Below are 22,200 nucleotides of genomic sequence, written 5' to 3'. Positions count from 1 at the left end.
CTGCGCAGGCGTCGGCTGTGGCTGCCGAAACGATCTGCCGCGGGCTTTCGGAACGGCTGCAGAACTTCGATGCCCAGCCGTGCCGGGATGCCGAACTGGCGCCGGCCAAGCCGCTGTCGGTCGGCAAGCGGCCGCTGCTCTACCGCGACTTCCCTGCCGCTGCCGCCAACGTGGCACCGAAGCGGGTGCTGATCCTGGGCGGCATCCACGGGGACGAGCTGTCGTCGGTCGCCGTGGTGTTCCAGTGGATCGAGTTGCTGAAGTCCGGCCGCTACGACCGCTACAGCTGGCGGGTGCTGCCGCTGACCAATCCGGATGGCCTGTTCGCGCGCCCGGCGACCCGCGTCAATGCCCGCGGGGTCGACCTGAATCGCAATTTCCCGTCGCCGCAGTGGTCGTCGCAGGCGCTGAGCTACTGGAAGGACAAGACGCGTGGCGACAAACGCCGCTATCCGGGGCCGGAAGCGGCATCGGAGCCGGAGACCCGCTGGATCGTCGAGCAGATCGAGCAATACCAGCCGGACGCCATCATCACCGTGCACGCGCCCTACGGCGTGCTCGACTTCGACGGCCCGCAGGACCCGCCGAAGAAGCTCGGCTATCTGCGTCTGCAGCCGCTCGGCATCTATCCCGGCTCGCTGGGTGACTACGCCGGCCTGTCGCTGAAGCTGCCGGTGATCACGCTGGAACTGCCGCAGGCGCATCTGTCGCCTTCGGCCTCGCAATCTGGCCGCATCTGGTCCGATCTGCTCGTCTGGCTCGACAAGACCATCGCGAAGCAGCCGGCCGCGCGATAGTGCGCCGACCGGGGAGCAGGCTGGCTGCCGACCGTCGCCGCGCGTAGATTCCGATCATTGCGCGAGCGCCAGCCGGCGCCTCGCAGACCGATTGGAGGTTGCCATGCACCCAATGCGAATCCTGTCGACCGTCGCTGCAATCTCGCTGCTGGCTACCCTGCCGGTGGCTGCTGACGATCGGGACCACCCCAAGACCACCGCCGCGCCGGCACCGGCGTCACAGCAGGACGACGCGTCAGCCCTGCCGGCGGGCTGTGTCCGGGAAACGGGAAGCCGGATCAAGCCGGCCAAAGGTGCCTGCGGTACTGCGGCAGGCCGCGTTCACGATGCCGGTCAGCTGCAATCGACGGGCGCCTTGTCGGCCGGCGATGCGCTGCGCCGGCTCGATCCGACACTGTCCGGGTCGCCCGGCCGTTGACGGCCGGACAGCTCCTGTCAGTTCAGCACCCGCGGCACGGCCAGCCGGAACGGGCCGATCAGCGCATCGAACGGCTCGCCGCTGTCGGTGACCATCTGATAGCTGCCATGCATGGTGCCGACCGGCGTGCCCAGCGGGCAGCCGCTGGTGTACTGGAAGGATTCGCCGGGCGCGAGCTTCGGCTGCTCGCCGACCACGCCAGGACCACGCACTTCCTCGGTCTTGCCTTCGCCATTGGTGATGATCCAGTGGCGTGACAGCAGCTGCACCGGCTCGTCGCCCTCGTTGCGGATCGTCACCTGGTACGCGAACAGGTAGTGCGAACGCTGGGGCTCGGACTGCTCGGCGACGTAGCGCGGCGCCACGATCACCCGCACGCCGCGCGTCAGAGTGTCGGTCACAGGAAGCCCGCCTGCAGCTTGGCCGAGTCCGACATCATTTCCTGCGACCACGGCGGGTCGAAGGTCAGCTCGACCTCCGCTTCGCGCACGCCCGGCACCTGCATCGCCTTGGTCTTGACGTCGCTGACCAGCACGTCGCCCATGCCGCAGCCGGGCGCGGTCAAGGTCATCACCACGCGCAGCTTCCAGCCGTTGTCCTCGGCCGGCTCGAGGCGGCTGTCGTAGATCAAACCCAGTTCGACGATGTTGATCGGGATTTCCGGGTCATAGACGGTTTCCAGCTGGCGGCGCACGGCGGCGGCGACTTCTTCCTCGCTGGCGTCAGCGGCCAGCACCACCTCATCGGTGGGCTGGAAGCCAAGCGCGTCGGCATCCTTGCCGTCGATCCGGAACAGATGACCCTGAACTTCGACGGTGTAGCTGCCGCCGAGCGCCTGGGTGATCGTGGCATCGGCACCGGTCGGCAGTTCGACGCGGGTTCCGGCCGGGATCAGCACGCCGATCACGTCGCGCGTCAGCGAGACCGTCTGGTGGTTGTAGTACGACATGAGAACGCAATGATCCGCCTGGCGAATGAATCCGCCAGTCTAGCGGCTGCGGCGAACGCTGGATATTCGGCAGCGGCCGCCGGGCCGGGCACAGGGACCGGGTTGTCGGGACCGGGGAATGGCGGCAGGATGCCGCTCCGTCTCGCGCATGGTTCGCCTCGCCCATGAACAAGCTTCTCGTCGCCACCGCCGCCGCGCTGCTGGCCGGCAGTCTGTCCGCACCCGCCCTTGCTTCCGATCATCTGCCGGACCGTCGCTCGGTCAATGTCAGCGGTCGCGGCGAAGTGGCGGTGACGCCCGACCGCGCGCGCATCTCGATGCAGGTCGAAACCACCAAGCTGGACCTGCGCGCCGCGCAGGCCGACGTCGGCCGGATCGTCAAGGACTACCTGGCCCAGCTGAAGGCGCTCGGCATCGCTGAAGCCGACATTTCTACTGCCGGCCTGAGCATCCAGCCGGAGTACGACTACAGCGCCAAGGGCGGCCGCAAGTTTCTCGGCTACCACCTGACCCGCGGCATCGAGGTGGTGGTGCGCGATCTCGACAAGATCGGCGATGTGCTGCTGAAGGCGACCACGGCCGGCATCAACAATGTGTCGGATCCGCAGCTGGAGTCCTCGAAGGCCGAGGCGCTCGGTCGCGACGCGCTGGCCAAGGCCGCCGAAGATGCCCGTGCCAAGGCCAAGGTGCTGGCCGATGCACTCGGTGCGAAGCTGGGCGCGGTCCACACGCTGAACGCCAACGCCGAGTACGTCCCGGCGCCGCAGATGCAGAAGGCGCGCTTCGCGGTGATGGCCTCGGCCGATGCCGCGCCGGAATCCGGCAACGAGGCCCTCGGCTTTTCGGCTGGGCAGATCCGCTACAGCGCCACGGTCAACGCCGATTTCGACCTCGTGGCGCCCTGAATATCCCGGCGCAGTGCGGTTTGACGGCGCGGATGAAATAATCGCGGTCTTTTTCGCGACGTCCGCGCCTTTCACGAAGACCTTGCCGTGTCCGACTCCGCACTGAAGCCTGCGCCGCTGGTGGGCGTGATCATGGGTTCCCGCTCCGATTGGGAGACGATGGAGCACGCAGCGCGAACGCTCGGCGAGCTCGGCATTCCGTACGAAACCCGGGTGGTCTCCGCGCATCGCACGCCGGACCTGCTGTTCGACTACGCCGCCTCGGCCGCCGGTCGCGGCCTGAAGGTGATCATTGCCGGCGCCGGCGGCGCCGCTCACCTGCCGGGCATGGCGGCCTCGAAGACGCGGCTGCCGGTGCTCGGCGTGCCGGTGCAGTCGCGGATGTTGTCCGGCGTCGATTCCCTGCTGTCGATCGTGCAGATGCCGGCCGGCATTCCCGTGGCCACCCTGGCGATCGGCACCGCCGGTGCCACCAACGCCGCGTTGCTGGCCTGCGCGATGCTCGGTGCCTTCGAGCCGGCCTATGCCGCCAAGCTCGATGCTTTCCGCGCCGCGCAGACCGCCAAGGTGCTGAACGACGGCGCGCTGCCGCTGCCCTGACCGAACCCGACCATGAAGACCGGACTGAAGATCGGCGTGCTCGGCGCCGGCCAGCTGGGGCGCATGCTGGCGCTCGCCGGCTACCCGCTGGACATCGATTTCGTGTTTCTCGACCCGGCGACCGAGGCCTGCGCCGCGCCGCTTGGCGAGCACATCCACGCCGATTACGGCGATGACGCCGCGCTCGCGGAGTTCTGCTCGCGGGTGGATCTGGCGACTTTCGAATTCGAGAACGTACCGAACGCCGCCGCCGAACAGGTGGCCGCACGGGTTCCGCTGCATCCGGGCCCGAAGGCGCTGACCGCCGGCCAGGACCGGCTGTCCGAAAAGGCGCTGTTCCGCGCGCTCGGCATTCCGGTGCCGACCCACGCTGCCGTCGACAGTCGCGAGGGCCTGAGCGCCGCCGTCGCCGTCACCGGCCTCCCGGCGGTGCTCAAGACGCGGCGCATGGGTTATGACGGCAAGGGCCAGGCGGTGCTGCGCTCAGCGGGCGATCTCGATGCCGCCTGGCAGGCGATCGGCGGCCAGCCGCTGATCCTGGAAGCCTTCGTGCCGTTCGAGCGCGAGGTGTCCTGCCTTGCCGTGCGTTCGGCGAGCGGCGAAATGGTGTTTTACCCGCTGGTCGAGAACGTCCACCGCGCCGGCATCCTGCGCACTGCCACGCCGACCGTGAACGATCCGCTGCAGGCGCAGGGCGAGGATTACGCGCGCCGGGTGGCCGAGCATCTGGATTACGTCGGCGTACTGGCCTTCGAGTTCTTCGTCGCCGGCGGCCAGCTGATCGCCAACGAGATCGCGCCCCGCGTCCACAACTCCGGGCACTGGACCATCGAGGGCGCGGAGACTTCGCAGTTCGAGAACCATCTGCGCGCGATTGCCGGCCTGCCGCTGGGTTCGACCGAGCTGCGCGGCGCATCCGTGATGGTCAATTACATCGGACTGGCACCGGACACCGCAGCGGCCAGCCGGCTTCCCGGCGTGCATACCCATCTGTACGGCAAGACGCCGAAGCCGCAGCGCAAGATCGGCCACGCCACCGTGACGGCCGCCGACGCCGCCACGCTCAAGGCCCGCGTCGCGGCGCTGCTGGCAATCCTGCCAGACGGCGGCTGACGATCGGCATCGCCAGCCGCCGGTCTCCATGCGTCAGACCGGGGTGGCCAGCAGCTCGTTGAGCGCGGCGTCGATCTGCGGCGCGTAGCCCGGATCGGCGCCGAACAGCGCCAGATGGCCGTCGATCGACTGGATCGGCCGGAACACCGCCCCCGGAATCAGCGCCGCTTCGCGCTCGCAGTCGATCGGCGGGAAGAACATGTCGGTGGTGATCGGCATCACGTAGGTCTTGGCCTTGATCCGGCCCAGTGCGGCGGCCAGATCGCCGCCGGTGTGGCGGCTGACATCGCCGTTGCGCCATTTCCAGGCCATGGTCAGCAGCGCGTTCGGGTCCATCACGCCGAAGAAGCCGTTCATGAAATTGGTGACGAAGTCATCGAGCGACGAGAAGCCGAGCGCCGCCATCCGGCCCTGGGCGTAGAACTCCGTGCTCCAGCCCATCACCGCCCACAGCTTCGCGTGGCGGCGCAGGCCGTCGCGCACCTCCATGTTCGAGGCGTACCAGCCGCCGTTGAAGCCCGGATCGGAGGTGATCGCATCGGTCAGCGTGTCGGCATAGGCCTGGTCGTGCAGCGTGTTCTTGGCGGTGCCGGCCAGCGGCGCGGCGCGCTTCACCATGTCCGGATAGCGGACCGCCCATTCGTAGGTCTGCTGGGCGCCCATCGAGCCGCCAGTGACCAGCGCCAGCTCGGTGATGCCGAACTTTTCGGTCAGCAGCCGGTGCTGGGCACGGACGTCGTCGCCGATCCGCACTTTCGGGAAGTTGGCCATGCCGGCCGGGAACGGCGTGTTGTGCGGCGATGACGACAGGCCATTGCCGATCTGGTTGGCGATGACGATGAAGTACTTCGCCGGGTCCAACGCCCGGCCGGGGCCGGTATAGACCTGCTCCATGATCTTCGAGGTGCCGGAGAACCAGGTGGTGATCAGGATCGCGTTGTCCTTCGCAGCATTGAGCGTGCCGAAGGTCGCATAGGCCAGCTGGCAGCCGCGGATGGTGCCGCCTTCCTCGAGCGTGAAGTTGCCGAGGTCGTAGGTTTCATACGGGCCGTGCACGGCCTGCGAGTAGTACGGGTTGTCGATCATTGGGCGCTCCTCCTGCGGGTTCTGGTACGTGTCCCTGGTGGCTGCGAGCCTAGCCGAGTGCAGCGGCCCGTCGGTCATCATTCGCGGCGTCTAGGGTTCGCCCGCGCCCGTGGCGCGAATCGTCATCTGCTAGCGTTCCGGCCGTGAAAAAGACCATCTTCATCACCGATTACCCGTGGCCGGATCTCGACTACGAGCGCCAGCATCTCGAAGCCGCCGGTCATCGCCTGGTCGCCGGCCGTTCTGCCGCACTGCCCGGCGACGAGATCGAGGCGATCGCCGAGCGCGAACGGCCGCAGGCGATCATGACCTGCTGGGCCACGGTGTCGGCGAAGGCGATCGGCCATTGCCGCGATCTGGCCATCGTCGCCCGCTACGGCGTCGGCCTCGACAACATCGCGCTCGATGCCGCCTGGGCGGCCGGGGCAAGAGTCACCAACGTGCCGGACTACTGCGTCGAGGAAGTGTCCGACCACGCGGTGGCGATGCTGCTGGCCTGGTCGCGCGGCATCGTCGCCTGGGATCGCGAGGTCAAGCGCGGCCTCTGGGACCCGGCGCTGGCACGGCTCAAGCGCACCCGCGGGCTGACCGTGGGCCTGGTCGGCTACGGCCGCGCCGGCCGGCTGGTGGCGCGCAAGCTGAGCGGCTGGGGCCTGCGGGTGATCGCCTGCGGCCGCACGCCGCCGACCGGGGAAGACGCCGCGCGCGTCGAGTGGATGAGCCTCGATGCGCTGCTGCCGCAGGCCGATGCGGTGATCGCACTGCTGCCGCTGTCGCCAGCCACCGCCAACCTGTTCGATACCGCCCGCTTCGCGCAGATGAAGCACGGCGCGCTGTTCGTGAATGTCAGCCGCGGCGGGCTGGTCGACAACGCGGCGCTGCTCGATGCACTGGACGCTGGCCAACTCGACACCGCCGCACTCGACGTGATCGCCGGCGAGCCGGATCCGCCGGCGACGGTCACCGCTCATCCCCGCGTGATCGCCACGCCGCACATCGCGTTCTCCAGCCCGGATGCGATCCAGGAACTGCGCGAGCGCACCGTCGATGAGGTATTGCGCGCGTTCCGGGGCGAGCCGGCGCGGGTGCTGGTACCTCGCCCGGCCTGAAGGATTCAGCCGCGCCGCAGGTAGTTGGCGTTCTCAGCCCACAGTGCGCGGTAGCACTCGGCCGCGTAGCTGGACGGTTCGCTGACCTCCAGCGGCGCTCGGGCCTCGCCCATGCGCTCGACCGACGCGGCGTATGGAATCACCGCCGCGCAGACGTCCTTCATCGCCTTCGGCGGCTGCTCGATCAGGCCACGATGCAGGCCGCGACGGCGATCGGCCATCGACCAGAACGGCCGCAGGCGGGCTCTGGGCAGCTCGTTGGCCTTGAAGTAGTCGATCAGGGTCATCAGCGCGCGCAGGCTCAGATGCGTCGGCACGGTCGGCACCAGGATGCGGTCGGCAGCGGCGAAGATGTTGTCGGCGAGATGCGACAGACTCGGCGGACAGTCGAGCACGACCAGGCTGTACTGCTCCGACAACGGCTCGATCAGGGTTCGCAGGCGGTCATGGCTGTTGTCGTCCTTGCGCAGCCAGACATCGAGATGCCGGCTGTCCAGGTCGGCAGGGATCAGGTGCAGGTGGTCGTACGGCGTTTCGACGATGCGGCGGCCGATCGGCGATGTGCCGCGCCAAACGGTCTTGTCCGGCGCCCTGGCGGCCTCGCCCTGCAGATACCAGCTCGCCGCGCCCTGCGGGTCGAGATCCCACAGCAGCGTGTGCAGGCCGCTCTGAGCCGCCAGATACGCGAGGTTGACAGCGGCGGCGGTTTTGCCGACACCGCCCTTCAGGTTGTAGATCGCCAGCGTTTTCATCGGCTTCTCCCGGCCCGCAGGCCACGGGCCGGGAGAATGTCCCGCAGATCGGGCAAGCGATCAATGGCCGCGTCGGGCCGGCCGCTCAGTACTTCTGGATATGCGCGGCCACAGCGGCGACGGCCGCTTCGTCGAGCGGCGACGGGTACAGCTTGGGCATCTTGCTCGACGGGTTCTTGATCCATTCGATGGTCTTGGCGAGGCCCAGCCGGGCAGACACGCCCTTCAGCGAAGGACCGACGCCACCTTCGGCATTGGCACCATGGCAGGCCGAGCAGACGCTGCTGTAGATCGCCGCACCGGTGCCGCCGCTGCCGGACGACGCGCCGACCGACGAGGTCAGCGACGCGCCGCCCTGGCCGCCCAGCTTGTAGAGGATCAGCGTCGGCGAGCCACTGACGCCGAAGGTCAGCCGCGACACGTTGCCCGACGTCGAGGCGACGTACTGGGTGCCGCCGAGCGCGTAGGTGATGACGCCGCCGGCCACCGCGCCGCCGGTCTGCGTCTTGTACAGCAGCTTGCCTGTCGCGCTGTCCAGCGCCAGGAAATTGCCGGCCATGTCGCCCGTGAAGATCACGCCACCGGCGCTCGGCGTCACCCCGGCCACGACCGGGCCATCAGCCTTGTAGCTCCAGCGGATCTTGCCGCTGTCCGGGTCCACCGCGTGGACCCAGCCATAGGACTCGTCGTCCATCTTCCAGGAGCCGCCGAGCATGAACTGGCCGGGGATGAAATCCTGCTGCGGCTTCGGCGTGATCGTCGAACACCAGTCGACGACGCCGACCACGATCGCCTTGTTCTTCACGTCGAACGCCGGCCCGTTCCATTCAACCCCGCCCAGCACGCCAGGACAGGTGCGCAGGCCGGCGGCAGTCGGCTGCACGCCTTCGTTCTCGATGCGGGCGATCGGCGTGTCGAACACGCGCTTGCGGGTTTCGCGGTTGACGCCATATAGGTGGCCGTTCTTGGAGCCGATGGCAGCGATCGGATGGCCCTTGCTGTCGTGGTAGAGCATCGGCGCGGCACCGAGATCAAGGTCGTGGCCGTCGTTGGAGACGATCTGGTGATACCACTTCAGCGCGCCGGTGCGGGCGTCGAGCACCAGCATGCTGTCGGTGTACAGGTTCTTGCCGGGGCGATGGCCGGGCAGGATGTCCGGCGCCGGATTGCCGACCGGCACAAAGACTTCGCCGGTCGACATGTCGATCGAGTAGTGGGTCCACGAACCGCCGCCGCCGTAACGGGCGGTGCCGCGCTCGTGCCAGGTCTCCGCACCCGGCTCCTTGCCGCGCGGGATGGTGTTGAAGCGCCAGACCTCCCGGCCGCTGTCCTGTTCGTAGGCCATGATCCGGCCTCTGACGCCCCAGTCGCTGCCGGCACTGCCGATGATCAGCAGGCCCTGCCAGACGATTGGCGCAGCGCTGAAGAACTCGCCCTGCAGTGGATCGCCGACCTGCTGCTGCCACAGCGTCTTGCCGGTCGCCGCCTCTATCGCCAGCAGGCGGCCGTCAGAAGTGCCGCGAAACAGCTTGCCGTTGGCGTAGGCCACCCCGCGATTGACCGGGAACACTTCCGGTTGCTCCGGCGTGTAGTGATGACGCCAGCGCTGCGCGCAGTTGGTGGCATCGAGCGCAATCGTGTCGTGCGCGGTAGTCAGGTACAGCACGCCATCGAGCTGTACCAGGCCGGTGTGCAGAGAACCGCTGCCATCGAGCTTGATCCGGCAGTGCTCGGCCAGCTGGCCGGCATTGGCCGGCGTGATCTGGCCGACGTGGGCGTAGCGTTGTCCATCGGCGGTGCCGTTGTAGCTCAGCCAGCGAGTGTCGGCGACTTCGGCTACGCCGGCGGCGTCACCGCCTGCCGGTCCGGCGGCGGATGCCGCGAGGCCGACGATTGCGATCGGAAACAGCACAAGCGCGCGCCGCAGCGCACCGGGCACAGGGTTCATCGGTTTCTCCTCGTCTGGGTCTTGTACGCCGCAGCTTCGAGGCTGCGGTCGCCTTGACTCTAAGACGGGAGCCGGACCTGCCGTAAGCGCGGGCAGGCCCGCGCTGCGGTGGCGTGCAGTGGTGTCAGACGTCGAGATTGCCGACCAGCAAGGCGTGACGCTCGATGAAATCGCGTCGCGGTTCCACGTCTTCGCCCATCAGCGTGGTGAACATCTGGTCGGCCGAGATCAGATCCTCGACGCGCACCTGCACCAGCCGGCGAACGGCCGGATCGAGCGTGGTTTCCCAGAGCTGTTCCGGATTCATCTCGCCGAGCCCCTTGTAGCGCTGCACGTGCAGGCCGCGACGGGCTTCGCCGGTGAGCCAGACATAGGCCTCGGCAAAGCTGGCAACGGCGCGCGTGCGTTCGCCGCGCTTGACGACGGCGCCTGCGCCAATCAGCGGAACGACTTCGCTGTTGAACTTCGACACCAGCTGGAATTCGGGCGTGGCGAAGAAATCCTCGCCGAATACATAGCGATGTGCCAAACCGTGCACGAGCTGGTTGACGATCAAGGAATTTCCTTGCATTTCAACAACATATCTCTGAACGGCAGCACCGGCATTGAGGCTTTCCGCGAATGCCTGCAACCAGCCGTCGCGCGCCGCACCAGCCGGTAGCGGGGCACGCTCGAACAGCCGCTCCAGCACATGGCGATCATAGTGACGGGACAGCCGCTCGATTGCGCCCTGGATGCGTGAGGTGTCGCGGACCAGCTGGGCGAGCTTGTCGGTCGGCAAGGCCGGTGCGTCCGCCGCAGGGAGCAGCACGGCCTCGTCGAGTGCCGACTTCAGCAGCCAGTCCTCGAGCTCGTTGTTGTCCTTCACGTAGGTCTCGTGCTTGCCGCTCTTCAGCTTGTACAGCGGCGGCTGGGCGATGTAGACGTGGCCGCGTTCGACAAGCGCATACATGTGCCGGTAGAAGAAGGTCAGCAGCAGGGTTCGGATGTGGGCGCCGTCGACGTCGGCGTCGGTCATGATGATGATGCGGTGGTAGCGCAGGTTCTCCGGCTTCATGTCGTCGCGACCGATGCCGCAGCCGAGCGCGGTGATCAGGGTTCCGACTTCCTGCGACGACAGCATCTTTTCTAGCCGCGCCTTCTCGACGTTCAGGATCTTGCCCTTCAGCGGCAGGATGGCCTGGAAACGCCGGTCGCGACCCTGCTTCGCCGAGCCACCTGCCGAATCACCCTCGACTAGAAACAGTTCGGATTTGGCTGGATCCTTTTCCTGGCAGTCCGCCAGCTTGCCCGGCAAGCCGGCGATGTCGAGTGCGCCCTTGCGGCGATTGAGATCACGCGCCTTCCGCGCCGCTTCGCGAGCACGGGCTGCCTCGACGATCTTCATCGCGATCGACTTGGCTTCGCGCGGACGCTCCAGCAGGAATTCGGACAGCTTCTTGTTCACCGCGCTTTCGACAGCCGCCTTGGCTTCCGATGAAACCAGCTTTTCCTTGGTCTGCGACGAGAACTTCGGGTCGCGCAGCTTCACCGACAGTACCGCAGTGAGCCCTTCGCGCGAATCGTCACCAACCGGTTCCACCTTCTCCTTCTTGGCCAGTCCCTCGCGCTCGACATACTCGTTCAGGGTACGGGTCAGCGCGTTGCGGAAACCCGTGAGGTGGGTGCCGCCATCCTTCTGCGGGATGTTGTTGGTGAAGCAGAAGACGTTCTCCTGGTAGGAGTCGTTCCACTGCAGCGCCGCTTCGACGGCGATGCCGTCGACTTCGGTGTTGATGTACAGCACCGTCTCGTGGAGCGCGGTCTTGTTGCGGTTCAGGTAGTCAACGAACGCCTTGATGCCGCCGATGTACTCGAACACGTCCTCGCGATTGTTCAGTTCCTCGCGCAGCACGATCCGCAGCCCCGAATTCAGGAACGACAGTTCACGCAGCCGCTTGGCGAGGATGTCGTAGTGAAATTCGAGATTGGTGAACACCTTGCCGCTCGGGTAGAAGCGCACCGAGGTACCCCGCTTGTCGGATGGTCCGACGATCGCCAGCGGCGCCTGCGGCACGCCCATCCGGTACTCCTGATGGTGATGCTGGCCGTTGCGGTGAATGTCGAGCAGCAGCACTTCCGACAGCGCATTGACCACCGATACGCCGACACCATGTAGGCCGCCGGAAACCTTGTAGCCACTGCCGCCGAACTTACCGCCGGCGTGCAGGATGGTCATGATCACTTCGGCAGCCGAGCGGCCTTCTTCTTCGTGGATGTCCACCGGAATGCCACGGCCGTTGTCGGTCACGGTAACGCTGCCGTCGAGCTGCAAGGTCACGGTGATTTCCGTGCAGTGCCCAGCCAGCGCTTCATCGACCGAGTTATCGACGACTTCGAACACCATGTGATGCAGGCCAGTGCCGTCATCGGTGTCGCCGATATACATGCCCGGGCGCTGACGGACAGCGTCGAGGCCTTTCAGTACCTTGATCGCACTGGCGTCGTAGTTGCCGCTGGCGATGTGGTTCTGGGTCGGATCCGGCGTGTCGTTTTGATCAGTCATGTCGTTTTCTTCAATGTGATCTCGCCATGTTCCACGTGGAACATCGCATGGTTCGTTGCGGCCTGAAGCAGTGGGCTGTACTCCAGCGCCGTGGCGACGATCTGCCCGGGCCAGGCCTCCAGCTGGGCAAGGAGTCGCTGCTGGGACAACGGCGACAACTCGGCAGCGAAGTCGTCGAACAACAGCACTGGCGTATCGTCATGACGCTGTCGATACAACTCGCCCTGCGCCAACGCCAGACCCGCAATCAGCAGCTTCTGCTGACCCCGGCTGATCCGCTCTTTCAATAGCGAATTGTCGCTCAATATGCGCAGCTCTGCCCGATGCGGACCTTCCCGTGTATGGCCCGCATGCCGGTCGCCTTCGAGTGTTCTGAGCAGCGTTTCGGCGTAGCGCTCGCCATCTCGCCACCCGCTTACGAAAGCCAGTGACCAGGCCGACTCATCGACCAACTGTCGCCAGTACGAGGGCACCAGCTCAGACAACTTGTCGAGATATGAACGTCGAAGCGTGGTCAGTGCGTCCGCAGTCGCGACCAGTTCCGGCGTCCAGCTGGCCACTTCGCGGTCGCTCGCCTGCGCGCGCAGCGCCGCATTGCGTTGCTTCAGCGCCCGGTTGAAACGACGCCATAACGGGTGGAACGACGGTTCCATGTGGAACACCCCCCAGTCGACGAAGCGCCGCCGAATCGCAGGGCCCTCCTCGACCAGGCGATGGGCGAGCGGATCGACCAGCAGCACCGGCATTCGGCGGACCAGATCGGACAAGCTCGCGGACTGCTCGTTGATCCGCAGCTGAATGCGTCGTTCCTGCCAGCGAACGTCGATGCGATCGTCCGGACACCCTGCGGCATTGCTGACCTGCACCTCGATCTGGAACGACGATTCGCCGTCTGTCACCAGCGATGACGTTGCACCGCGATGGCTGTCACCTCGGGATGCGACGTACAGCGCCTCAAGCAGGCTGGTCTTGCCCGCCGCGTTGGCGCCAACGATGAAGTTTCGTTGCGGGTGCAGTTCGAAGCTGCAGTCATGAAAAAGGCGAAAGCGTCGCGCTTTCGCCTTGCTGAAACGCATGGCCTGGTACCACCGGCAATCGAATCAGAGCCGCATCGGCATCACCACGAACTTGCCGCTGGCCTGCGCTGCATCGTGGATCAGGCCGCTGGCGTCGGAGCTGCGCAGCTTGAAGATGAATTCCGCTCCTTCGATGGCGTCCAGCGCGTCCAGCAGGTAGCTCACGTTGAAGCCGATTTCCAGCGGCGCGCCGCCGTATTCGATTTCGACTTCTTCTTCGGCTTCTTCCTGCTCCGGGTTCTGCGTCTGAATCCGCAGCATGTCGGCTTCCAGCGTCAGCCGGACACCGCGGAACTTTTCGTTCGACAGGATTGCCGCACGCGCCAGCGCAGCCCGCACCTTGAGACGGTCGCATTTGACGATCTTGTCGGAGTCCTCCGGAATCACGCGTTCGTAGTCCGGGAATCGGCCTTCGATCAGCTTCGAGGTCAGGCGCAGATCCTCGACATCCACCTGGATCTGGTTGGCAGTCAGCGACAGCGTCACCGGCGATTCGCTGGTATCGAGCAGACGCTGCAGTTCCAGCACCGTCTTGCGCGGCAGGATGACCTGGGTGTCTTTCTTGGCGCTGTGCTCGCGGCCCAGCTCGGCCATGGCCAGACGGTGACCGTCGGTCGCCACGGTACGCAGGCGTGCCGGACGAATTTCCAGCAACAAGCCGTTCAGGTAATAGCGGACGTCCTGCTGGGCCATCGCGAACTGGGTGCGCGACAGCAGGTCCTTCAGTTCCCGGTTGCTCAGTTCCAGGCGCACGTCGGAAGGATCCGATGCGAAGACCGGGAATTCCTCGGCCGGCAGCGTGGCCAGCGAGAAACGGCTGCGGCCGGACTTCAGGGTCAACTTGTTATCGGCGTATTCCAGGCTGAGCATCGCGCCTTCTGGAAGGCCGCGGCAGATGTCGTGCAGTTTGCGGGCCGGGGCCGTGATGCGACCCGGCACCAGATTCTGGATGCGCACCTTGCGTTCGACCTGCAGCTCCAGATCGGTACCGGTCAGGCTCAGCAGATCGTCCTTCGCTTCCAGAAGCAGATTCCCGAGGACCGGCAGTGACTGTCGACGCTCGACGACGCCGATCACCGACTGCAGGGCAGAAAGAAGCTCACCTCGGGAAATCTGGATGTTCATGGGCAGACCAATTGCATAAATGGGTTTGAATCTTGAAAACCTAGTTTTAGTAGTCTGACGGTCAAGCTGGGGACAGAAGCTGAATTCCTGATGCTTATCAGCGCGTTATCGGGTTATCGAAAGACCGTGCAGAGCGCTGCTGCGGTTGTCCAAAACCTAGGATAAAGCTGTGGATAAAAAGCCGTCCCAAGGCTGCCGGGCGATTATACACAGCTTGTTCCAGCCTCTTTCCCCGGCTTTTTGCGTGCTTTTACCGGGTTTTCAGTTGGTCAGCTGGCGAAGCAGATTTTCATAATCTTCCTTCAAACGATCGTCTTCGCGGCAGAGTTCGGCAACTTTCCTGACCGCGTGCAAGACGGTGGTGTGGTCCTTGCCGAATGCGGTACCGATTTCCGGATAGCTGTGCCGGGTCAGTTCCTTCGACAGAGCCATCGCCACCTGACGCGGTCGCGCCAGCGTGCGGGTACGCCGAACCGAGGTCAGGTCTGCCAGCCGGATGTTGTAGTACGCGGCGACGGTCCGCTTGATGTTGTCGAGCGTCACGGCCCGGTCGTACGACGCCAGCATGTCCTTCAGCGTCGTCCGGGCAAATTCGGCGGTGATCGGCGCGCCGGTCAGCCGTGCAGAGGCATTCAGGCGGTGCAGCGCACCCTCGAGTTCGCGGACGTTCGAACGGATGCGCTGGGCCACCAGCACGGCGACATCTTCCGGAAGGCGAACACCCAGCACGTCGGCCTTGGCCAGCAGAATGGCGATGCGGGTCTCGAATTCCGGCGGTTCGACCGGTACCGACAGCCCCCAGGTGAAGCGAGATTTGAGACGGTCGTCCAGCGCATCGAGTTCGCGCGGATAGCGGTCGCAGGTCATCACGATCTGCCGCCGGCCGTCGATCAAGGCATTGAAGGTGTGGAAGAACTCTTCCTGCGAGTGTTCCTTGCCAGCAAGGAAGTGGATGTCGTCGATCAGCAGCGCGTCGACGGTGCGGTAGAAGTTCTTGAATTCGACCTGCCGGCCGTAGCGGATCGCCGACACCATCTGGTTGAACCACTGCTCGGCCCCGACGTAGACGATGCGCGCGTTTGCCTTCTCGGCCAGGATCGCGTTGCCGATGCCGTGCATCAGATGGGTCTTGCCGAGGCCGGACTCACCGTAGATCAGCAGGGGGTTGTAGATGCCGCCGGGGGCAGAGGCGACCTGCAGGCCTGCGGCGCGCGCCTGGGAATTCGACTTGCCTTCGATGAACGAGGCCAGCGTGTAGCGTGGATCGAGCTTGCCCCGCCCGTACGGCATGGTGTCGTCAAGCGCAGCGGCGCTGTTGCCATTGCTGCTGGCGCTGCGGATCGGATCGGCACTGGTGCCGCCGACGGCGATGTTCACCACCACGTCGTAGGCGGCGAGGCTCGACATGGTGCGCTGGATACGGCCAAGGAAATCGCTCTTGACCCGATCCATGACGATCCGGTTGGGTGCCAGCAGGGTCATCTGGTCGTCGCTCAGGATCACCCGCAACGGGCGAATCCAGGTGCTGATCTCCTTCTCGGGCAGGTCGGCCTCGAGTCGGGAGATGCAGCGGTCCCACAGGTCTTGGTTCAGCATCGGGCGAAAGCGGTCGGGATAGCAGCGAGGAACGAGAAAGCGGACCCGATCGCGTGCATGTAATGGCCGTCAGCCAGCCGCGATGGGGAAACAGTCTATCGTCTGCCCGGCATGCTTATCCACAGGCCCGCTGCCCGCTGCCGCAGCATAGGCAGTGCGCGCCAGAAGCACCGGCGCTTGAAGATTCCGATTGACAGCGGCTAGAATCGCGGTCCCCAACGAGTACACCGTCATGAGCAAGCGCACTTTTCAGCCGCACACCCTGAGCCGCAAGCGGACCCACGGCTTCCGCGCCCGCATGGCGACCGTCGGTGGCCGCGCCGTCCTGTCGCGCCGTCGCGCCAAGGGCCGTGCCCGCCTGATTCCGTAAAGCCGCTTTCCATGCCGGGTCCGGCGCGCTTTCCGCCGTCGGTCCGGTTGCACAAGCCGGCAGAGTTCAAGCTGGTTTTTGCCGAAGGAAAGAAGCTGCGCCGAGCGCCGCTCAGCGTGAGCTACCGCCGGAACACGCTGCAGGACGCCCGACTCGGCCTTGCGATCGCCAAGAAGGCGGTCGCCAAGGCGCACGACCGGAATCGCATCAAGCGTCTCATCCGCGAGGAATTCCGGCACAATCGCGCCCGGTTGCCGGCTGTGGATCTGGTGTTCTTTGCCCAGACCGGCCTCGCCGCTGTGCCGAATCCCGCGCTCCGGGGTTTGCTTTCCGACCTCTGGACCCAAGTGATCGAACGATGCGCGCGATCCTCACCGGCCCCATCCGCGCCTACCAGCGCGTCCTGAGCCCGCTGCTCGGGCCCCGTTGCCGTTTCCATCCCAGCTGTTCCCATTACGCGCTCGAAGCGATCGAACGTTTCGGTGCCGCGCGCGGCGGTTGGCTGGCCATCAAACGCATTTCCCGCTGCCACCCGCTGAACGCGGGCGGTCTTGACCCTGTTCCGGAGCGCTAGTCCCCATGGAAAGTCGCCGCATCGCACTGATCGCAGTGCTGGGCGTGATCCTGTACCTGATCTACACCGCCTGGATCACCGATCACCCGCCGCCTGCTCCGCCGATCGCGGCGGCTGCGCCATCGGCGATTCCGGCCGATCCGAATGCCGTGCCGGTGCCGTCTGCTGCTGCCGCCGACGGTAGCGCCGCCGCATCGACACCGGCCGGAGACGTTACATCGACGCCGCCGGCCGCCTCGCAGACGATCCATGTCAAGACCGATCTGGTCGATGCCGAGTTCGCTACCGCCGGCGCCGAGCTGCGTCGCGTCGAACTGAGCCAGTACGCGCTGGACAAGAAGAATCCGGACGTCAAGCTGCCGCTGCTCAACGACCGCGACGGTGTGGTGTTCACCCTGCAGAGCGGTCTGGCGGCGGTCGAGAAGGCCCTGCCCGGCAACAACGCGGTCTATGCAACGCCGCAGACCCGCTACGAACTGCCGGCCGGTGTCGACACGCTGGACGTGCCGTTCGAGTACACCGACGCCGCCGGCTTCACCTTGAAGAAAGTGTTCCGCTTCAAGCGCGGCAGCTATCAGATCGAACTGGTGCAGACGGTGGTCAACCACACCGGCGGCACGCTGAATGTCAGCCCGTACGCGCGCTGGCTGCGCAATCCGGTGTCGGCCGAGAAAGCGCAGAAGTTCATCGTCACCTTCCTTGGCCTGGGCATCTACGAACAGAAGCCGAACACCACCGACTACCGCTTCAAGAAGCTCAAGCTCGACACGCTGAACGAGAAGCCGTACGAATCCAAGCAGACCGGCGGCTGGATGGCGATGATCCAGCACTACTTCATCGCCGCGATCATTCCGCCGGCCGATGAAGCGGCGACCTACACCGGCAAGCCGGCCGGCAACGGCAACTACCTCGGCCAGTACCTCGGCGCGACCAAGGCGGTCGCCGATGGCAGCGAAGCCCGCTACAGCACCGGCCTTTACATCGGCCCGAAGCTGCAGGGCACGCTCGACGATGTCGCCAAGGGCCTCGCGCTGACCGAGGACTACGGCATCCTCACCGTCATCGCCAAGCCGCTGTTCGTGGTGATGAGCTTCTTCCACGGCATCGTCGGCAACTGGGGCTGGTCGATCATCCTGCTGACGGTGCTGGTCAAGCTGCTGTTCTATCCATTGACGGCGGCGCAGTACAAGTCGATGGCGAAGATGAAGAAGTTCACGCCGCGCATCGCCGAACTGAAGGAACGCTACGCGGACGACCGCGAAAAGCTCAGCCGCGCGATGATGGATCTGTACAAGAAGGAAGGCTTCAACCCGCTCGCGGGCTGCTGGCCGATCCTGGTGCAGATGCCGGTGTTCTTCTCGCTGTACTGGGTGCTGATCGAATCGGTCGAACTGCGCCAGGCGCCATTTGTGCTGTGGCTGCAGGACCTGTCGGCCGCCGATCCGCTGTACATCACGCCGGTGCTCTACGGCGCGTCCATGTGGCTGCAGCAGCGCCTGTCCGGCCAGCTGTCGACGATGGACCCGATGCAGGCGCGGATCATGAACGTCATGCCGATCGCCTTCACCGGCATGTTCCTGTTCTTCCCGGCCGGCCTCGTTGTCTACTGGTTCGTGTCGAACGTCATCGGCATCGCCCAGCAGCTGGTGATCACCAGGCGCATCGATGCGGCCGACGCGGCCAGCCGCGCGCTGAAGAAGGCCTGAAGCCCCTGATGCGCGCCGACCGCTCGAACCCGGGCCGGCGCGCATGACCTCGCCGCGCACCGACACCATCGCGGCGATCGCCACGGCGGCCGGGCGCGGCGCCGTCGGCATTCTTCGGATATCCGGTCCTGAAGCCGCACGCGTGGCCTGCGCGCTGTGCATCACCCTGCCGGAGCCGCGCCGCGCCCGGTTGCGCAGGCTGCGCGATGCCGACGGCCAGGTCGTCGACGAAGGCCTGGTGCTGTACTTCCCCGGCCCGGATTCCTTCACCGGCGAGGACGTGATCGAGCTGCAGGGTCACGGCGGGCCGCTGGTGCTGTCGATCCTGCTGGCGTCCGCCTGTGCGGCGGGTGCTCGGCTCGCCCGCCCCGGCGAGTTCTCCGAACGGGCCTTCCTGAACGGCCGGCTCGATCTGGCGCAGGCCGAAAGCATCGCCGACCTGATCGACGCCGGCAGCCATGCCGCCGTACGCGCGGCCAGCCGCTCGCTGCAGGGCGAGTTCTCCGCGCGCGTCGGCGCCCTCGTCGATGCGCTGATGTCGTTGCGCGCTGATCTGGAAGCGGCGCTCGATTTCGCCGACGAGGACGTGCCTTGGCTGTCGTCGTCGCAGCTGCGGCTGCGGCTCGACGGCCTGCGGCACGGGCTGGCCGATGTGCTGCGTGCCGCCGCCCAGGGCCGCCGGCTGCGCGATGGTCTGACGGTCGCGATCGGCGGCCAGCCGAATGTTGGCAAGTCGACCCTGCTGAACCGGCTGGCCGGCGCGGAAGCCGCCATCGTGTCGCCGATCGCCGGCACCACGCGCGACGTGCTGCGCGAACACCTGACCTTGGATGGCTTGCCGGTCACCGTGTTCGATACCGCCGGCCTGCGCGACAGTGACGATCCGATCGAACGGATCGGCATGGCCCGCGGCCGCAGCGCCATCGAGCAGGCCGAAGTGCTGCTGTGGCTGGTCGATGACGGCATCGGCCCGACGCCGCTCGATGCGGCGGCGCTCGACGGGCTGGCGCCCCATGCGCGGCAGATCCAGGTGCTGACCAAATGCGATCTCAGCGGCCGGCCGGCCGGCCGGATCGCGGCTGACCAGCTTCGGCTGTCGGCCGCCAGCGGGGCCGGCATCGAAGCGCTGGTGGCGCTGCTGCACGAACACGCCGGGCTCGATGCCGGAGCCGGCGATGCGCTCGGCGCCCGGGCGCGTCATCTTGATGCGCTGCGTCAGGCCGAGGTCGAAGTGAGCGCTGCCTGCGGCCTGCCGCCGGCCAATCCCGAGCTGATCGCCGAGCATCTGCGGCGGGCCCAGCAGGCACTCGAAGCGATCACCGGCCGCTATACCGCTGACGATCTGCTGGGCCGGATCTTCGCCACCTTCTGCCTCGGCAAGTAGCGCGCTCGCACGCAAAGACAGCGCTTCCGGCCATCGAGTAAGGTTCGCCGATGAGTCCCGAAGCCCTGACTGCACAGCTGCATCGCACCATTCCCCTGACCGCCGCGATGGCCACCGAAGTCCGGTCCTTCGATGGCCGCCGGCTCGAAATCAGCGCGCCGCTCGCCGCCAATCACAACCTGCACGGCACCGCCTTCGGCGGCAGCTTGGCCACGCTCGGCATCCTCGGCGGCTGGTCGCTGGTGGCCAGCGCGCTGGATGCCATCGGCGTCCGGGCCCGCATCGTCGTGCAGCACAGCGAATGCGAGTTCCGCGAACCGGTCAGCAGCGATTTCAGTGCCGTGTCCGAACTGCCGGAAGCCGAATGGCCGCGCTTCGTCGCCACCTTGCGCCGGCACCGCCGCGCCCGCATCGCGATCGACACCACCCTGGTCGCCGAACACCGGGCGATGGCCAGCCATCGCGGCCGCTTCGCCGCGTTTCTTGAAGCCGATTCCGAACCCACGCCCGATCCGCGAGCCCCCTTGCCATGAGCCGTTACAAGTACTGCCCGCAGTGCGCCAAGCCGCTGGAACTGGCACTGCACGGCGAGATGCAGCGCATCGCCTGTCCGGACCGCAGCTGCGGCTTCGTCTACTGGGACAACCCGGTGCCGGTGGTCGCGGCGATCGTCGAGCACGAGGGTGAAATCATCCTGGCCCGCAATGCCGCCTGGCCGCCGAAGATGTTCGCGCTGATCACCGGCTTCCTGGAAAAGAACGACCCGCATCCGGAATCCGGCGTGCTGCGCGAAGTCGAGGAAGAGCTGGGCCTCAAAGGGAGGATCGGCGAGTTCATCGGCTTCTATCCGTTCGAGCGGATGAACCAGATCATCATCGCCTACCACGTGATCGCCGAAGGCCGCGTGCAGCTCGGCGAGGAGCTGGTCGAGTGGAAGAAGCTGCCGCTGGAAAAGATCAAGCCGTGGCCGGCCGGCACCGGCTATGCGGTCCGCGACCTGCAGCTGCGCCGGGGCTTCACGCCGCCGCCGTTCGATCTGAACATGCTGCGCAAGCCGCGCCACTGGCACGAGATCAGCGAACGCCTGCTGACCGCCGGCCAGCCCAGTGCCGAGGAATTCCAGAGCCTGAAGGTGATCGGCGTCGACGTGGTGATCAACCTGTCGATGCCCGATTCCGATCACGCGCTGGCGGACGAGGATCAGATCGTCGCCCGCCACGGCATGCGCTACCACCACATCCCGGTGCTGTTCGATGCGCCGACCCGTGACGACTTCGAGCGCTTCTGTGCGGCGATGGCGGCATCCCGCGACAGCACGGTGTTCGTCCACTGCGCGGCCAACAAGCGGGTGTCGGCCTTCCTGTTCCTGTGGCGGGTGCTCAAGGCCGGCGTGCCGCGCGAGATCGCCGAACGCGACCTGCTGGCGGTCTGGACGCCGGACCCGGTCTGGTCGGCCTTCATCGCCGCGCAGCTGGCGTGAAGCCGCTGCCGGATCCCGGCTTCCGGCTGCTGTTGCTGCTGCCGGTGCTGGTGGCGCTCGCCGCGTCTGCGATCGATCCCTACGACCGGCTGACCTGGCTGATGGAAGTGTTGCCGGTATTGCTGGTGCTGCCGTTGCTCGCCGCCACCGGCCAGCGCTTTCCGCTGAGCCGGCTGCTGTACGCGCTGATCGCCGTTCACGCGCTGATCCTGATCGGCGGCGGCGCCTACACCTACGCGCGGATGCCGCTGGGCGAATGGGCGAAAGCGGCGTTCGAGCTGCAGCGCAATCCCTACGACAAGCTGGGCCACCTCGCCCAGGGACTGGTGCCGGCGCTGGCGGTCCGCGAGCTGCTGCTGCGTCACCGGCTGGTGGCTGACCGGGTACTCGCCGCCGCGCTGGCGGTATGCGTGGCGATGGCGATCAGCGCCGTCTACGAGCTGATCGAATGGGCGGCGGCGCTGGCGCTCGGCCAGGGGGCGGAGGAATTCCTCGGCACCCAGGGCGATCCCTGGGATACGCAGTCCGACATGTTCATGGCGCTGATCGGCAGCAGCCTGGCGGTGACGGTCCTGGCTCGCTGGCATGACCGCTCGATGGCGCGCATCCGCTGACGCGCGTCATCCCGGCGAAAGCCGGGACCCGGACACGACCGCCGGGCAAGTAG

General features: G+C 66.4%; 23 protein-coding genes. 14 read left to right on the top strand and 9 right to left on the bottom strand.

All coding sequences use genetic code 11. The annotated features are described in order from the left end of the window. Window positions 1–17: 17 nt before the first annotated feature. Both ACTIGJ_RS08455 and ACTIGJ_RS08450 read left to right on the top strand, forming a co-directional pair. Window positions 18–797 (top strand): M14 family zinc carboxypeptidase, encoded by a 780-nt coding sequence (locus tag ACTIGJ_RS08455; RefSeq protein WP_439639857.1) that lies wholly within the window; start codon window positions 18–20, stop codon window positions 795–797. Window positions 798–909: 112 nt separating this feature from the next. Next, the gene (locus ACTIGJ_RS08450) at window positions 910–1,215 is read left to right on the top strand and encodes a hypothetical protein (protein ID WP_439639856.1); all 306 of its coding nucleotides are present in this window, start codon (window positions 910–912) and stop codon (window positions 1,213–1,215) included. Window positions 1,216–1,232: 17 nt separating this feature from the next. Here the strand turns inward: ACTIGJ_RS08450 and apaG are convergent, their stop codons facing one another. Both apaG and sufT read right to left on the bottom strand, forming a co-directional pair. Further along, window positions 1,233–1,616 (bottom strand): Co2+/Mg2+ efflux protein ApaG, encoded by a 384-nt coding sequence (apaG, locus tag ACTIGJ_RS08445; protein WP_439639855.1) that lies wholly within the window; start codon window positions 1,614–1,616, stop codon window positions 1,233–1,235. Then, entirely contained in the window at window positions 1,613–2,164 is a 552-nt protein-coding gene (sufT, locus tag ACTIGJ_RS08440; RefSeq protein ID WP_439639854.1) for a putative Fe-S cluster assembly protein SufT, read from the bottom strand. Before sufT ends, apaG begins: the two co-directional genes overlap by 4 nt. Window positions 2,165–2,328: 164 nt before the next feature. Here sufT and ACTIGJ_RS08435 point away from each other — a divergent pair, with 164 nt between their 5' ends. The 3 genes from ACTIGJ_RS08435 (at window position 2,329) to ACTIGJ_RS08425 (ending at window position 4,782) form a co-directional block, all read left to right on the top strand. Further along, window positions 2,329–3,069 (top strand): SIMPL domain-containing protein, encoded by a 741-nt coding sequence (locus ACTIGJ_RS08435; protein ID WP_439639853.1) that lies wholly within the window; start codon window positions 2,329–2,331, stop codon window positions 3,067–3,069. A 132-nt stretch (window positions 3,070–3,201) separates the two neighbouring features. Next, entirely contained in the window at window positions 3,202–3,669 is a 468-nt protein-coding gene (purE, locus tag ACTIGJ_RS08430; RefSeq protein WP_439639875.1) for a 5-(carboxyamino)imidazole ribonucleotide mutase, read from the top strand. 12 nt (window positions 3,670–3,681) lie between these two features. Further along, a complete protein-coding gene (locus ACTIGJ_RS08425; RefSeq protein ID WP_439639852.1) occupies window positions 3,682–4,782 on the top strand; it encodes a 5-(carboxyamino)imidazole ribonucleotide synthase in 1,101 nt (366 codons plus the stop codon). A gap of 33 nt (window positions 4,783–4,815) precedes the next feature. Here ACTIGJ_RS08425 and ACTIGJ_RS08420 read toward each other — a convergent pair whose 3' ends face one another. Beyond that, window positions 4,816–5,868: an alpha/beta fold hydrolase gene (locus tag ACTIGJ_RS08420; RefSeq protein WP_439639851.1), complete on the bottom strand. Its 1,053-nt coding sequence runs from the start codon at window positions 5,866–5,868 to the stop codon at window positions 4,816–4,818. Between the two features lie 143 nt (window positions 5,869–6,011). Between ACTIGJ_RS08420 and ACTIGJ_RS08415 the strand changes: the two genes are divergently transcribed. After that, entirely contained in the window at window positions 6,012–6,977 is a 966-nt protein-coding gene (locus ACTIGJ_RS08415) for a C-terminal binding protein (protein WP_439639850.1), read from the top strand. A 5-nt stretch (window positions 6,978–6,982) separates the two neighbouring features. Here the strand turns inward: ACTIGJ_RS08415 and ACTIGJ_RS08410 are convergent, their stop codons facing one another. The 6 genes from ACTIGJ_RS08410 to dnaA all read right to left on the bottom strand — a co-directional run bounded on the left by ACTIGJ_RS08410 (window position 6,983) and on the right by dnaA (window position 16,016). After that, window positions 6,983–7,729 (bottom strand): ParA family protein, encoded by a 747-nt coding sequence (locus tag ACTIGJ_RS08410; protein WP_439639849.1) that lies wholly within the window; start codon window positions 7,727–7,729, stop codon window positions 6,983–6,985. A gap of 85 nt (window positions 7,730–7,814) precedes the next feature. Beyond that, window positions 7,815–9,677 (bottom strand): outer membrane protein assembly factor BamB family protein, encoded by a 1,863-nt coding sequence (locus ACTIGJ_RS08405; RefSeq protein ID WP_439639848.1) that lies wholly within the window; start codon window positions 9,675–9,677, stop codon window positions 7,815–7,817. Between the two features lie 124 nt (window positions 9,678–9,801). Continuing rightward, on the bottom strand, window positions 9,802–12,222 hold the full coding sequence (gyrB, locus tag ACTIGJ_RS08400) for a DNA topoisomerase (ATP-hydrolyzing) subunit B (RefSeq protein ID WP_439639847.1): 2,421 nt from the start codon (window positions 12,220–12,222) through the stop codon (window positions 9,802–9,804). Further along, a complete protein-coding gene (recF, locus tag ACTIGJ_RS08395) occupies window positions 12,219–13,298 on the bottom strand; it encodes a DNA replication/repair protein RecF (protein ID WP_439639846.1) in 1,080 nt (359 codons plus the stop codon). The genes gyrB and recF overlap by 4 nt, the downstream gene beginning before the upstream one ends. A 24-nt stretch (window positions 13,299–13,322) precedes the next feature. Then, window positions 13,323–14,423 carry a DNA polymerase III subunit beta gene (dnaN, locus tag ACTIGJ_RS08390; RefSeq protein WP_439639845.1) on the bottom strand — a complete coding sequence of 367 codons (1,101 nt, stop codon included), beginning with the start codon at window positions 14,421–14,423 and terminating at the stop codon, window positions 13,323–13,325. Window positions 14,424–14,684: 261 nt separating this feature from the next. After that, window positions 14,685–16,016 (bottom strand): chromosomal replication initiator protein DnaA, encoded by a 1,332-nt coding sequence (dnaA, locus tag ACTIGJ_RS08385; protein WP_439639874.1) that lies wholly within the window; start codon window positions 16,014–16,016, stop codon window positions 14,685–14,687. A gap of 235 nt (window positions 16,017–16,251) precedes the next feature. Between dnaA and rpmH the strand changes: the two genes are divergently transcribed. Genes rpmH through ACTIGJ_RS08345 form a run of 8 tightly spaced genes read left to right on the top strand, consistent with a single transcriptional unit; the run spans window position 16,252 to window position 22,147 of the window. Next, a complete protein-coding gene (rpmH, locus tag ACTIGJ_RS08380; protein ID WP_439639844.1) occupies window positions 16,252–16,389 on the top strand; it encodes a 50S ribosomal protein L34 in 138 nt (45 codons plus the stop codon). Window positions 16,390–16,400: 11 nt separating this feature from the next. After that, on the top strand, window positions 16,401–16,796 hold the full coding sequence (gene rnpA, locus ACTIGJ_RS08375) for a ribonuclease P protein component (protein ID WP_439639843.1): 396 nt from the start codon (window positions 16,401–16,403) through the stop codon (window positions 16,794–16,796). Next, window positions 16,748–16,963 carry a membrane protein insertion efficiency factor YidD gene (gene yidD / locus ACTIGJ_RS08370; RefSeq protein ID WP_439639842.1) on the top strand — a complete coding sequence of 72 codons (216 nt, stop codon included), beginning with the start codon at window positions 16,748–16,750 and terminating at the stop codon, window positions 16,961–16,963. Before rnpA ends, yidD begins: the two co-directional genes overlap by 49 nt. Window positions 16,964–16,968: 5 nt before the next feature. After that, complete coding sequence (gene yidC, locus ACTIGJ_RS08365) at window positions 16,969–18,669, top strand: membrane protein insertase YidC (RefSeq protein ID WP_439639841.1); 1,701 nt, start codon at window positions 16,969–16,971, stop codon at window positions 18,667–18,669. Window positions 18,670–18,712: 43 nt separating this feature from the next. Next, window positions 18,713–20,053 (top strand): tRNA uridine-5-carboxymethylaminomethyl(34) synthesis GTPase MnmE, encoded by a 1,341-nt coding sequence (gene mnmE, locus ACTIGJ_RS08360; protein WP_439639840.1) that lies wholly within the window; start codon window positions 18,713–18,715, stop codon window positions 20,051–20,053. 50 nt (window positions 20,054–20,103) lie between these two features. Further along, entirely contained in the window at window positions 20,104–20,586 is a 483-nt protein-coding gene (locus ACTIGJ_RS08355) for a YiiD C-terminal domain-containing protein (protein ID WP_439639839.1), read from the top strand. Then, complete coding sequence (locus ACTIGJ_RS08350) at window positions 20,583–21,533, top strand: NUDIX domain-containing protein (RefSeq protein WP_439639838.1); 951 nt, start codon at window positions 20,583–20,585, stop codon at window positions 21,531–21,533. Before ACTIGJ_RS08355 ends, ACTIGJ_RS08350 begins: the two co-directional genes overlap by 4 nt. Beyond that, window positions 21,530–22,147 (top strand): DUF2238 domain-containing protein, encoded by a 618-nt coding sequence (locus ACTIGJ_RS08345; protein WP_439639837.1) that lies wholly within the window; start codon window positions 21,530–21,532, stop codon window positions 22,145–22,147. The genes ACTIGJ_RS08350 and ACTIGJ_RS08345 overlap by 4 nt, the downstream gene beginning before the upstream one ends. Window positions 22,148–22,200 lie beyond the last annotated feature (53 nt).

The organism is Nevskia sp., from assembly GCF_051860985.1.
Classification (GTDB): Bacteria; Pseudomonadota; Gammaproteobacteria; order Nevskiales; family Nevskiaceae; genus Nevskia.
The sequence above is the reverse complement of the archived record's forward strand: the minus strand, read 5'-3'. Positions and strand labels throughout refer to the sequence as shown.

Coding starts and splice junctions, on each gene's coding strand:
- gyrB (WP_439639847.1), bottom strand. CDS start 12,222: ATGACTGATCAAAACGACACGCCGGATCCGACCCAGAACCACATCGCC.
- purE (WP_439639875.1), top strand. CDS start 3,202: ATGGGTTCCCGCTCCGATTGGGAGACGATGGAGCACGCAGCGCGAACG.
- ACTIGJ_RS08450 (WP_439639856.1), top strand. CDS start 910: ATGCGAATCCTGTCGACCGTCGCTGCAATCTCGCTGCTGGCTACCCTG.
- rpmH (WP_439639844.1), top strand. CDS start 16,252: ATGAGCAAGCGCACTTTTCAGCCGCACACCCTGAGCCGCAAGCGGACC.
- ACTIGJ_RS08435 (WP_439639853.1), top strand. CDS start 2,329: ATGAACAAGCTTCTCGTCGCCACCGCCGCCGCGCTGCTGGCCGGCAGT.
- ACTIGJ_RS08425 (WP_439639852.1), top strand. CDS start 3,682: ATGAAGACCGGACTGAAGATCGGCGTGCTCGGCGCCGGCCAGCTGGGG.
- recF (WP_439639846.1), bottom strand. CDS start 13,298: ATGCGTTTCAGCAAGGCGAAAGCGCGACGCTTTCGCCTTTTTCATGAC.
- yidD (WP_439639842.1), top strand. CDS start 16,748: ATGCGCGCGATCCTCACCGGCCCCATCCGCGCCTACCAGCGCGTCCTG.
- mnmE (WP_439639840.1), top strand. CDS start 18,713: ATGACCTCGCCGCGCACCGACACCATCGCGGCGATCGCCACGGCGGCC.
- ACTIGJ_RS08405 (WP_439639848.1), bottom strand. CDS start 9,677: ATGAACCCTGTGCCCGGTGCGCTGCGGCGCGCGCTTGTGCTGTTTCCG.
- ACTIGJ_RS08410 (WP_439639849.1), bottom strand. CDS start 7,729: ATGAAAACGCTGGCGATCTACAACCTGAAGGGCGGTGTCGGCAAAACC.
- yidC (WP_439639841.1), top strand. CDS start 16,969: ATGGAAAGTCGCCGCATCGCACTGATCGCAGTGCTGGGCGTGATCCTG.
- ACTIGJ_RS08350 (WP_439639838.1), top strand. CDS start 20,583: ATGAGCCGTTACAAGTACTGCCCGCAGTGCGCCAAGCCGCTGGAACTG.
- ACTIGJ_RS08420 (WP_439639851.1), bottom strand. CDS start 5,868: ATGATCGACAACCCGTACTACTCGCAGGCCGTGCACGGCCCGTATGAA.
- rnpA (WP_439639843.1), top strand. CDS start 16,401: ATGCCGGGTCCGGCGCGCTTTCCGCCGTCGGTCCGGTTGCACAAGCCG.
- dnaN (WP_439639845.1), bottom strand. CDS start 14,423: ATGAACATCCAGATTTCCCGAGGTGAGCTTCTTTCTGCCCTGCAGTCG.
- sufT (WP_439639854.1), bottom strand. CDS start 2,164: ATGTCGTACTACAACCACCAGACGGTCTCGCTGACGCGCGACGTGATC.
- ACTIGJ_RS08355 (WP_439639839.1), top strand. CDS start 20,104: ATGAGTCCCGAAGCCCTGACTGCACAGCTGCATCGCACCATTCCCCTG.